We start from the raw sequence: 12,861 nt of genomic DNA, 5'->3' as shown, positions 1-12,861 counted from the left end.
ATCCAAAACAGGGGAGCACAGCGAAAGCCGTGTCCCCTGTTTTTTCTTCATACAGTTTTGGTCACTCAGCGCTTTTTATTCGGATTGCGGCGCTGACCGCCGAAGCTGCCATCATCTGCACCTGCATTAGGTGCATCCGGCTTGGAAACCTGTTCCCGCTCCGGTGCCTGATTCTTCTGGAGCTTCACTGTCAGAAGCATACGAATAGTATCCTCACGGATGGAGTCTACCATTGCATCGAACATTTCGAAGCCCTCATAACGATACTCGACAACCGGATTCTGCTGACCATATGCACGCAGACCGATACCCTTCTTCAGTTCGTTCATATCGTCGATGTGCGCCATCCACTTGGTATCAACAACCTTCAGCAGAACCACACGCTCCAGTTCACGCATGATCTCATCGCCGTATTCGTCTTCCTTTGTCTGATAGATTTCCTTCGCCTTTTCTGTCAGTGCTTCGATAATGTCCGTAGTGGAAAGGCCGGCAAGGTCTGTCTCGTTGTAGCTCAGATCGTCCTCTTCGGTGATCCAGCCCAGGAAGTGATCCCGAAGTCCAACAAGATTCCACTGATTGTGATCTGTTTCCTCTTCGTTGATATACTGCTTTACAGTACCTTCTACCAGTTCCTCCATCATCTTGATGATGCTGTCGTGAATATCCTCACCATCCAGAACCTGTGCACGCTGTTTGTAGATGATCTCACGCTGGGTATTCATAACATCATCGTAGTTCAGGACGTTCTTACGGATATTGAAGTTCCGTCCCTCTACCTTGCGTTGAGAGGATTCAATGATCTTTGTGAGCGCCTTGCTCTCAATGGGCGTATCTTCGTCCACGTTCAGTGTACGCATCATATTTTCCAGACGATCGCCGGCAAAGATGCGCATCAAATCATCTTCCACAGACAGGAAGAAGCGGCTTTCACCCTCGTCACCCTGACGGCCGGAACGACCACGCAGCTGGTTATCAATACGGCGGGATTCGTGACGTTCTGTACCCAGAATATACAGACCGCCGGCTTCCTTTACGGCAACTGCCTTTTCCTTGACTTCCTCGCCGAACTTCTTGTACAGTTCCTGATATACGGCTCTGGCATCCAGGATCTCCTGGTCATCTGTATCGGCAAATCCAATGGCTTCAGTGATGATCTCTTCCGGATAGTCACGCTTACGCATTTCTGCCTTTGCCAGGAATTCCGCATTACCGCCCAGCATAATATCGGTACCACGACCTGCCATATTGGTGGCAATGGTAACTGCACCCAGCTTACCTGCCTGTGCAACGATTTCTGCTTCCTTTGCGTGATACTTCGCATTGAGGACCTCGTGCTTGATGCCCTTGCGTTTCAGCATAGAAGAGAGCAATTCCGACTTTTCGATGGAAATGGTACCCACCAAAACCGGCTGTCCCTTTTCGTGGCACTCTGCGATCTGTTCGATAATTGCCTTATATTTACCCTTTTCAGTACGGTAGATCAGGTCTGTATGGTCAATACGCTGTACCGGACGGTTTGTCGGCACGGCGATAACATCCAGCTTATAGATCTCACGGAATTCATCTTCCTCTGTCATTGCAGTACCGGTCATACCGGACAGCTTGTTGTACAGACGGAAATAATTCTGGAATGTAATGGTTGCCAGAGTCTTGGATTCCTGAGCGACCTTGACATCTTCCTTGGCTTCGATTGCCTGGTGGAGACCGTCATTGAAACGGCGTCCCAGCATCTTACGACCGGTGAATTCATCAATGATGATAACCTCGCCGTCTTCCACGATATAGTCGATATCCTTGCGCATAACACCATTTGCTTTCAGCGCCTGGTTGATGTGATGCAGCAATGTCATATTGTCCGGATCCATGAGGTTCTCTACAGCAAAATATTCCTCTGCCTTCTTGACGCCGCGGCGTGTGATGGTAGCGGTCTTTGCCTTTTCGTCCACGATGTAATCGGCGTTTTCGTTTACCTCTTCCTGATCCTGCTTATCGTCCATTTCTACGACAGTTGCGGGAACCAAGGTCTTGGCAAACTTGTCCACAACGCCGTACAATGCAGTGGACTTATCGCCTTTACCGGAGATGATCAGCGGCGTTCTCGCTTCGTCGATGAGGATGGAGTCCACCTCGTCCACGATGGCGAAGTTATGTTCCCGCTGTACCTTGTCCTTCTTATAGATAACCATGTTATCACGCAGATAGTCAAAGCCCAGCTCGTTATTGGTACCGTATGTAACATCGCAGTTATAGGCGGCACGGCGCTGGTCGTTATTCAGACCGTGGAGAATACAGCCAACTGTCAGACCCAGGAATCGCAGTACCTTGCCCATTTCGTCAGACTGTGTCTTTGCCAGATAGTCATTGACGGTGACAACGTGTACGCCCTTGCCCGGCAGTGCATTCAGATAAGCAGCCACGCAGGCAACGAGAGTCTTACCTTCACCAGTCTTCATCTCGGCAATACGGCCCTGATGCAGTACGATCGCACCGATGATCTGTACCGGGAACGGGCGCTTGCCCAGAACACGGTCAGCCGCTTCACGCACAGTTGCCAGAGCTTCTGCCTCCATGCTCTCCAGAGACTCGCCGTCCTCCAGACGATCCCGGAATTCGTTGGTCTTTTCTTTCAGTTCTGCATCCGAAAGTGCCTTATATTCTTCTTCCAGGTCCAATACTTTGTTCTTTAACGGTTCAATACGTGCAAGCTCACGGGTGCTGTAGGAACCGAATACTTTACTAAAAATGCCCATGGATTTACCGCCTTTTATTCAAATTATACAGTTACTAGTATATCACGATCGTGACAGTTTGTCAATAGGATTTGATGGGTTCTGCACAAATTTACACTTTTTCTTCGCAGGAAGGACAAAATTCTGCCATAGGGCATCCCTTGCACTGAGGTTTCCGGGCACGGCAGGTATCCCGTCCGAACCAGACGATACGGTGACAGAAGTCCGAGGATCGTTCTGGCGGCACGAGAGGTCTCAAGTCACGTTCCACCTGTACCGGATCCTTGCTCTTGGTCAATCCCAGTCTGCCAGTAATGCGGATAAAATGGGTATCCGCCACAATTGCCGGCTTTCCGTAGACATCTCCCAGGATGAGATTTGCCGTCTTACGTCCCACGCCGGACAGGGTGAGCAATTCCTCCATGGTATCCGGGACAACGCCGTTGTAGTTTTCCAGCAGCTGCCCTGCCATTTCCTTGATGCTTTTGGCTTTCATGTGGTAAAATCCACAGGGACGCACAATTTCCTCCAGATCGGCAATGTCCGCTGCCGCAAAGTCTTCCAGGGTGGGATATGCTGCAAATAGCTTCGGCGTCACGAGATTCACCCGGGCATCGGTGCATTGGGCAGACAGCCGCACAGCAATGAGCAGCTCGTATGGTTTTTCGTATTTCAAAGCGCAGGTTGCCTCGGGATAGACCTGTTCCAGCGTCTCGCAGGCACGGAGGGCACGTTCTTTTTTGGTCATGTTGAATTCTTTCCTTTCTGAATAGATTCTATTTTTCAAAAATTGTTACTCCAGTTTAATCTGTCTAAGACGGATTCACAATAACCTACTAAATGGTGCGGAGCCTGGGAGTCGAACCCGTGTGCCTCTGTTAACAAATAAGGGCACTCCATCCGATGAGCCATCTCCGCTTTCTTATTGTAAATCCTGGTTTTTGGTTTTTCGCATTTTCCTGATACACCTTCATTATACCACACTTTCCGCCAAATTGCAAAGGAAAAGCAGACCGCATTTTTTGTGCAGTCTGCCTGTCTTCTGTTATATATGTTTCTGTTCCGCAATCAGTGCAGATTGGTATAGCCCATGAGGAACTCATCCACTTCCCGTGCGGCTTCTCTGCCCTCACGAATCGCCCATACCACCAGGGACTGCCCACGGTGCATATCGCCGGCTGTGAATACCTTTTCCACATTGGTCTTGTAATGACCAGCTTCTGTTGCAACATTGGTGCGGGGCGTCAGTTCTACGCCGAAAGCGTCTGTAACATATGCCTGTGATCCCAGGAATCCAGCTGCGATCAGTACCAGATCTGCATCCAGGATCTGCTCACTGCCTGCGATCTCTTCCATGCGCATCCGTCCGGTTTTCGGATCGTGCATCGACTGGAGCTTAATGGTCTCCACCGCACGGACATGGTTCTTGTCATCCTTGATGAAACGCTTTACTGTGGTCTGATAGATCCGGGGATCATGACCAAAGACAGCGATTGCTTCTTCCTGACCATAGTCTGTCTTGCAGACACGTGGCCACTCCGGCCAGGGATTGTTTTCTGCACGGCTGTCCGGCAGCTTCGGCATCATTTCCAGCTGTACCACGGATTTGCAGCCGTGACGGATGGCTGTGCCGACGCAGTCATTACCCGTATCACCGCCACCGATGACAATGACATTCTTATACTTAGCGCTGATATAGTAACCGTCTGACAGGTTGGAATTGATCAGGCTCTTTGTAGTCGCTTTCAGGAAATCTACTGCATAGTAGATACCATCTGCATCCCGTCCCTCTGCTGTGATATTCCGGGGATTGGAAGAACCGCACGCCAGGACAACTGCATCATATTCTTTCAGCAGCTGCGCAGCGGTGATATCCTTTCCCACATCCACACCTGTGCGGAACTCCACGCCTTCGGCTTCCATCATATCCACACGGCGCTGTACCACTGTCTTTTCCAGCTTCATATTGGGGATACCGTACATCAGCAGGCCGCCCACACGGTCTTCCCGCTCAAATACGGTGACATGATGTCCACGCTTATTCAGCTGCAATGCAGCCGCCAGACCTGACGGACCAGAGCCGACAATTGCAACACGCTTTCCTGTGCGTACCTTGGGCGGATTGGGCTTGATGTGTCCACTGGCAAATGCCTTTTCAATAATGGCATATTCATTTTCCTTGACTGTCACCGGATCGTCATAGAGACCGCAGGTACATGCTTTTTCGCAAAGTGCCGGGCAGACACGGGAGGTGAATTCCGGGAAACAGTTTGTCAGCAGCAGACGATCTGCTGCTTCATCCCAGAAGCCCTTGTATACCAAATCATTCCACTCCGGGCACAGATTGTTCAGCGGACATCCAGAAACCATGCCAAAAATCGGCTTTCCTGCCTGACAGAACGGAACGCCGCATTCCATACAACGTGCACCCTGCTTCTGACGCTCTTCGTCCGAAAGGGGCGTGTGGAATTCACGATAGGTCTTGATTCGTTCCAGCGGCTCCTGTCCCGCATTTTCGACTCTCTCATATTCGAGAAATCCAGTTGATTTTCCCATGATCGTTCCTCCTGTTAATTTCTCGTATTGGCATAGAATGCCTCGATCTGTGCTTCTTCCCGGCTCATGCCCTCCGCCTGGAACACTGCAATGCTGTCCAACATCTTTGCATAATCATGCGGTACAATCTTCTTGAACTGGGGCAGATAACCCTCGAAGTCCGCCAGAATCTCCTTGCCAAGTGCCGAATCTGTCCATGCCACATGCTCTTCAATGAGACCACGAAGCTGTGCGATATCCTCCGGTCTTGTGACGCTGCTGAAACCAACGAGTGACTTGTTCAGCTTGGTGTACAGATCATTTTCCCGATCCAGCACGTAGGCAATACCGCCGCTCATACCAGCTGCAAAGTTCTTGCCCACTTCGCCCAGGATCACTGCACAGCCGCCGGTCATATATTCGCAGCCATGCTCGCCCACTCCTTCTACAACAACGGATGCACCGGAATTTCTGACGCAGAAGCGCTCACCGGCAACGCCGTTGATGAACGCCTTACCGCTGGTTGCACCGAAGAGTGCCACGTTACCAATAATAATATTTTCATCTTCCTTGAACTGGGAACCCTTGGGCGGGAACACTGCCAGCTTACCGCCGGAAAGTCCCTTTCCGAAGTAGTCATTGCTGTCACCTTCCAGTGCAAGAGTCAGACCCTTCGGAATAAATGCACCGAAGCTCTGTCCGCCTGCACCGGTACAATGTACCACATAGGTATCATCGTCCAGGGTGTTATAATATTTCCGGGTGATCTCTGCACCAAACAGCGTACCCAGTGCACGGTTCAGGTTGCTGACATTGATGCTGATCTCCTTGTGCTTTTTCTTTGCCAGTGCTTCCTTCATCTCCGGAATGATCACGGTTTCATCAATGGTCTCGCCCAACTTGAAATCGAATACATCTTCCGGTACAAAGTGCATCTTGACATCGCTCTCCGGCTTTGCATAGGGATTGGTCAGGATGCGGGACATGTCGATCTTGCTCTCACGGCTGCCTGCCGGGTACTGCTTCTGTACCAGCAGATCAGAACGACCGATGAGTTCATCTACGGTATGAATGCCCAACTTTGCCATGTATTCCCGCATTTCCTGGGCAATGAACCGCATGAAGTTGATAACATACTCCGGCTTTCCGCGGAAACGCTTCCGCAGCTCCGGATTCTGTGTGGCAACACCTGCCGGACAGGTATCCAGATTGCAGACACGCATCATAACGCAGCCCATGGTTACCAGGGGTGCTGTGGCAAAGCCGTATTCCTCTGCACCCAGCAGTGCGGCAATAACAACGTCACGTCCGGTCATCATCTTACCGTCTGTTTCGATTACAACCTTTGAACGTAGATTGTTCTGGATCAGTGTCTGGTGTGTCTCTGCCAATCCCAGTTCCCAGGGAAGACCTGCATTGTGAATGGAACTGCTGGGCGCTGCACCGGTACCGCCGTCATAACCGGAGATCAGGATGACGCCTGCGCCTGCCTTTGCAACACCGGCAGCAATGGTGCCGACACCTGCTTCAGATACCAGCTTTACGGAAATTCTCGCCTTTTTATTGGCATTTTTCAAATCATAGATCAGCTGCGCCAGATCCTCGATGGAGTAGATATCATGGTGCGGCGGCGGAGAGATCAGGGCAACACCCGGTGTGGAATGTCTTGTCTTTGCGATCCAGGGATAAACCTTCTTTGCCGGCAGATGGCCGCCCTCGCCGGGCTTTGCACCCTGTGCCATCTTGATCTGAATCTCCTTTGCAGAGGTCAGATACTTGGACGTTACGCCGAACCGTCCGGATGCCACCTGCTTGATGGCAGAGCACTTATCGACTGCGCTGCCGGAAGTGACGATACGTTCCAGATCTTCGCCGCCCTCACCGCTGTTGGACTTGCCGCCGATACGGTTCATGGCAATCGCCATACACTCGTGTGCCTCCTGAGAAATGGAGCCGTAGGACATAGCACCTGTCTTGAAGCGACGCATAATAGACTCGACACTCTCTACCTCTTCCATAGGGATACCGCCGTCCTCTGCAAACCGGAAGTCCAGGGTGCTGCGGAGCGTCACATGCCGATCCTCTGCGTTGACACATGCAGAATACTGTTTGAACAGATTATAATCATCTCGCCAGGTTGCCTGCTGGAGCAGATGGATGGTCTCCGGATTGTACAGGTGATCCTCCTGGTTGCTGCGCGCTTTATGCCAGCCCACACTGCGCAATCCCTCATCCATACCCAGATCGTTGGGATCAAATGCGTTCTCGTGCATTTCCATACTGCGCTTTGCAATATCATCCAGATCAATACCGCCGACACGGCTGACAGTATCCGGGAAGAATTCATGCATTACGCTTTCGCTGATACCCAGTGCCTCAAAGATCTTGGAACCCTGATAGGACTGGATGGTGGAAATACCCATTTTCGAAGCGATCTTGACAATACCGGAAACAACTGCGTCGATATACGCCTTGCTTGCCTGAGAATAGTCCTTATCCACCAGACCACGGTTGATCATATCGTACAAGGAATCCAGTGCCAAATAGGGATTGACCGCGCTTGCACCGAAACCAAGAAGTGTTGCAAAATGGTGTACTTCGCAGGGCTCTGCTGTTTCGATAATAAGGGAGATCGCTGTATTCTTTCTGGTCTTTACCAGATAGGTCTCCAGTGCTGCAACTGCCAGCAAAGACGGAATTGCCAGGTGATCACGGTCTACGCCACGGTCTGTGAGGATCAGGATCGTTGCACCGTCTGCATGGGCTGCTTCTGCCTGCTCATACAGATGCTCAATGGCATCGTGCAGAGGTACATCCTTAGTATACAGCATGGAGATATCAGCGGTTTTCAGACCTTCGATCTTCATATCACGAATCTTCATGAGATCCAGATTGGTCAGAATTGGATTGTTCACCTTCAGAACACGGCAGTTGCGCTCATCCTCTTCCAGGATATTGCCAGCAACACCCAGATATACTGTCGTGTCCGTGATAACCGATTCCCGGATGGAATCGATGGGCGGATTGGTTACCTGTGCGAACAGCTGCTTGAAATAATCGAACAGAGGCGGATTCTTTCTGGACATTGCTGGAATGGGCGTATCGGTACCCATTGCGGAAGTCGGTTCGCCGCCGTTCAGTGCCATAGGCACCATGACATGATACAGGGAGTCATAATCATAGCCGAACGCACGCTGGAGGCACAGCAGTTCCTTGCCGCCATGACGGAAGGGACGCTTGTTGGGGATGGTCAGCTCCCGCAGTTCAAACAGATTATGATCAAGCCATTCGCCGTAGGGTTGACGCTTTGCGTAGTAATTTTTCAGAGTATCATCATCAATAAGCTTGCCCTGCACGGTATCTACCAGGAGCATTTTACCCGGATGGAGACGTTCTTTCTTGATGATCTTCTCTGCCGGGATATCATCCAGTGCACCGACCTCAGAGGAGAGGATCAGATAGCCATCGTCTGTGACATAATACCGGGACGGACGCAGACCATTCCGGTCGAGGACTGCACCCATAACATCACCGTCTGTAAAGATAATGGAAGCAGGACCGTCCCAAGGTTCCATCATAGTTGCGTAATACTGATAAAATGCACGCTTTTCACGGCTCATAGTGGGAATATGCTGCCACGGCTCAGGAATGGTCATCATGACCGCCAGAGGCAAATCCATACCGGACATGGTCATGAATTCCAGAGTATTATCCAGACGTGCCGAGTCGGAACCAGTTACGTCCAGCATGGGCAGAATATCCTTCATGCGTTCGTCCAGGGCTTTGCAGTGGAGAATGGATTCTCGGCTGAGCATCTTATCCACGTTACCGGTAATGGTATTGATCTCACCGTTGTGTACCATCATGCGGTTCGGATGAGAACGCTGCCAGCTGGGATTGGTATTGGTGCTGAAACGGGAGTGAACAATACCGATAGCAGAATGATAATCCGGGCTGTTCAGATCATCATAGAACAGACGGAGCTGATTTACCAGGAACATACCTTTATATACAATGGTACGGCTGGAGCAGGAAACCACATAGGTCTCCTTATTCCGCTTTTCAAAGACCATCCGGGCAATATAGAGCTTCCGGTCGAATTCCAGACCCTTGGCGCAATCCTCCGGCTTTTTGATGAATGCCTGCATAATATGGGGCATACTATCCAGTGCCTTTGTGCCTAGTACGTCCGGATTTACCGGTACTTCACGCCAGCCGAGGAATTCCAGCTTTTCTTCTTTCAATACATCCTCAAAGGTCTGCATTGCATTCTGATATTTTTCCTCCGACTGGGGGAAGAAAAACATACCGATACCATATTCCCGCTTATCGCCGATGGGAATACCAGCCTCTTTTGCAACCTTTGAAAAATAGGTGTGCGAGATCTGGAGCAGAATACCGACGCCATCACCGGTCTTACCCTCGGCATCCTTACCGGCTCTGTGCTCCAGCGTTTCGACAATGCGCAGTGCGCTGTCAACTACCTTGCGGTCAGTCTCGCCACTCATGTTGACAACGGCACCGATACCGCAGTTTTCATGTTCAAAACGTGGATCATACAGACCATTCTTTGCAAATGGCTCCTGTGTTCTGTAATTATCCATGGTCACTTCTCCCTTGCTTTGATTTCGTGCATCCTGCAGTCGGCAGGATATCACAGCCGCAAAAAAACAAAAAAGTGCTTACAGAACAGAAACTGAACAGTTCCATTCTGTAAGCACCATTGCTTCCTTCTATGACAGGCTCACATTATGAACCCTTTGATTATTTTTATTATAGCGCATCCTGACGGGTTTGTCAATAGGAAAATCTGATTTTTGCCGAAAAAAATAAGATTATCTGCAATTTTATTTTTTATAAAAAAGAATTTGACGTGGATTTTTTTGATAATGTCAGTATAGGGATGCTTTTGAAAGTTTCCGTGCGAGAAACTGAAGATAAATAAGGCGTGTGTTTTTATCATGGCTTTCAATCTTGCAATCTGTTCTTTCCCTGTAATTGGATAAACTCCACTGGCACAGATTTTGTCAGCCATACCCCATTCACGGACAAGTAGAAACGATATCCTTTTCGATGCATTTTCCCTGATGCAACGGTGAAAACAACTGGTTTTCCATGTCTGCTCCCAACATTCGCCGCTGTTTCGATATCCTTGGACAAATGTACATACAGTCTGCTTTTCGGCTGCAATCCTTCTGCACAAATGGAACAAACAGATTTCTCCCCAGTGCCATGATACAATATTTCAGGCGGAATGGCTTCTTGCAGTTCCACATCCACATTGATCGAATGACCCTGATTGGCTCTGATTTTTGTTTTATCCGAATTGAAGCTATACCGCTGCTTATTATCGTTCATTACAATTTCTTCCAGCATAGGCATGTCTATATGGTATTTGCCTGTATCATTGATTCCAGTAATCAGCTCACCAACTTTTGCCCAGCCATGATGGTCAAGAGAAATTCCGATCGTCTCCGGATGATGGCGTAGAATCAGACTGATAAACCTACTTATTTTCTTGTAATCCAAACGACACGCCTCATTTCTCATTTTCTTTGATTTCTTTCTATGCTGGCAACAGTCATGTCATTTATACTTTTGCAGTTATTATCCAAAACATGGGCATCTCTAAAAACCTCGAATCCGTCAGATGTGGTGCAGATGACGGGTGAGCGGTTTTTTAGAAGTAACCACATGTTTATATTGCAGAAAAAACTCCCGAAACCTAAATTGTTTCGGGAGTTTTTGGCGGACAGGGAGGGATTCGAACCCTCGATACGCTATTAACGTATACACGAGTTCCAGTCGTGCGCCTTAGACCAGCTCAGCCACCTGTCCATCATATAAAGCTTCCAGCGTTAGGAAGTGGTGCGAGTGACGGGACTTGAACCCGTACGCCGAAGCACACGCCCCTCAAACGTGCCTGTCTGCCAATTCCAGCACACTCGCATTCATTTGTCGCATTCAGCTTTATTATTATATCAAAAAAAGCGGTGCTTGTCAACACTCATTTGTAAGTTATTGTGTTTATTTTTTGTAAACATAAATCGTTTATCAGACAATTTGTGTTAATTTCAGTTTAAAGCGTCTATTAAACGCAAAAAAGAGCACCTCCCACCGGGAAGTGCTCCACATTCCTTCGATCAATTATCTCAGGTGCCGTTTTTCTGAAAAATACTGTTTGGTATCCATTGCTACGATTCCCGACAGTGCCAACAATGCAATGACATTCGGGAACGCCATCAGTCCGTTAAAGATATCTGCGATATCCCAGACAGCCTCAACTGTCAGATACGGTCCGATGAATACAGCTGCAATATACAGCCAGCGGAATGCCAGGGTCAATGTATGACTTGCCCTGCCGCGCAGGTAGGTCAGGCATCGCTCCGAGTAATAACTCCAACCCAGAATCGTAGTAAACGCAAAGAAGATCAGGCATACCATCAGCAGGAAAGAAGAAACCTGACTGGGAAATGGAAGACCATGCTGGAATGCTGCGTCTGTAATCTCCACGCCTTCCAGATCCGGATTGCTCCATGCACCGGAAATAACAATGGACAGACCGGTCATAGTGCAGATCACGATGGTATCAATAAAGGTGCCTGTCATCGTTACCAGACCCTGGCGCACCGGCTCCTTGGTACGTGCTGCGGCGGCTGCAATCGGTGCAGAGCCCAAACCAGCTTCATTGGAGAAAATACCGCGTGCAACACCCTTCTGCATTGCAACGATCATAGCGCCCAGTGCACCACCGGCAACTGCATCTATGCCAAAGGCACTGCGGACTATTTCAACAACAGCGCTGGGAATTGCAGTAACATTGCAAACCATAATAATCAGGCAGCAAACTACATAGGCAATCGCCATAAACGGTACAACCACCTGTGAGATCTGGGAAATACGCTTGATACCGCCGATAATCACCAGCGCCACACAAATTGTCACGATCAGACCTACGATCACGGTTGTCCAGGTATATTCATTGCCAAACAGAGTGAAAGCCACGCAGGATTTGTCTGGGTCAAAGAAATTATTTGATGCCGATGTGATACCATTGATCTGTGTAATGGTACCGATTCCCATCAGACCAGCCAGAGTACCGAACAAAGCGAACAGTTTTGCCAGCCACTTCCAGCGGGAACCCATTCCTTTTTCAATGTAATAAAACGGGCCGCCCAGATAGTGTCCATCCTTGTCCACTGTCCGGTATTTGATTGCCAAAAAACCCTCAGAATATTTCGTCGCCATACCAAACAGCGCTGCAATCTCCATCCAGAACAATGCACCGGGACCGCCAGCAGCGATAGCAGTTGCAACACCTACGATATTACCAGTACCGATGGTAGCAGACAGTGCAGTACAAAGAGCACCGAAGCTGGTAACTTCACCGTCTCCGTTATCTTCATTTTTTACCATAAATTTGAGCGCTTTGCCCAGATGGCGGATCTGAAGTCCACGAACGCGGAGCGTCAGCCAGATGCCGCACAGCAGGATCAGTACGATCAGCGGAATACCCCAGACCCAGCTGTCGATTTGTTTGATGACGGATGTAAATGTTTCCATACAGAATACACTCCTTTTGATATTTTCCTATTTC

Annotated in this window: 6 protein-coding genes and 2 tRNA genes; all 8 read right to left on the bottom strand. The window is 49.4% G+C overall.

Annotation, left to right across the window (positions count from 1 at the left end):
- Window positions 1-65: 65 nt before the first annotated feature.
- The 8 genes from secA to Q0418_RS02180 all read right to left on the bottom strand — a co-directional run bounded on the left by secA (window position 66) and on the right by Q0418_RS02180 (window position 12,827).
- Window positions 66-2,750 (bottom strand): preprotein translocase subunit SecA, encoded by a 2,685-nt coding sequence (gene secA / locus Q0418_RS02215; protein ID WP_298481911.1) that lies wholly within the window; start codon window positions 2,748-2,750, stop codon window positions 66-68.
- Between the two features lie 91 nt (window positions 2,751-2,841).
- Complete coding sequence (gene nth / locus Q0418_RS02210; RefSeq protein WP_298481910.1) at window positions 2,842-3,477, bottom strand: endonuclease III; 636 nt, start codon at window positions 3,475-3,477, stop codon at window positions 2,842-2,844.
- A gap of 320 nt (window positions 3,478-3,797) precedes the next feature.
- Window positions 3,798-5,285 carry a glutamate synthase subunit beta gene (locus Q0418_RS02205; RefSeq protein ID WP_298481909.1) on the bottom strand — a complete coding sequence of 496 codons (1,488 nt, stop codon included), beginning with the start codon at window positions 5,283-5,285 and terminating at the stop codon, window positions 3,798-3,800.
- Window positions 5,286-5,299: 14 nt separating this feature from the next.
- On the bottom strand, window positions 5,300-9,868 hold the full coding sequence (gene gltB / locus Q0418_RS02200; RefSeq protein WP_298481908.1) for a glutamate synthase large subunit: 4,569 nt from the start codon (window positions 9,866-9,868) through the stop codon (window positions 5,300-5,302).
- Between the two features lie 364 nt (window positions 9,869-10,232).
- On the bottom strand, window positions 10,233-10,793 hold the full coding sequence (locus Q0418_RS02195) for an RNA 2'-phosphotransferase (RefSeq protein WP_298481907.1): 561 nt from the start codon (window positions 10,791-10,793) through the stop codon (window positions 10,233-10,235).
- A gap of 217 nt (window positions 10,794-11,010) precedes the next feature.
- Window positions 11,011-11,102 (bottom strand) — tRNA-Ser (locus Q0418_RS02190).
- Window positions 11,103-11,130: 28 nt separating this feature from the next.
- Window positions 11,131-11,213 (bottom strand) — tRNA-Leu (locus tag Q0418_RS02185).
- Window positions 11,214-11,411: 198 nt separating this feature from the next.
- Window positions 11,412-12,827: a sodium:alanine symporter family protein gene (locus tag Q0418_RS02180; protein WP_298481906.1), complete on the bottom strand. Its 1,416-nt coding sequence runs from the start codon at window positions 12,825-12,827 to the stop codon at window positions 11,412-11,414.
- Window positions 12,828-12,861 lie beyond the last annotated feature (34 nt).

This window comes from uncultured Ruminococcus sp. (assembly GCF_937915125.1).
GTDB lineage: Bacteria > Bacillota > Clostridia > Oscillospirales > Ruminococcaceae > Ruminococcus_C.
The sequence above is the reverse complement of the archived record's forward strand: the minus strand, read 5'-3'. Positions and strand labels throughout refer to the sequence as shown.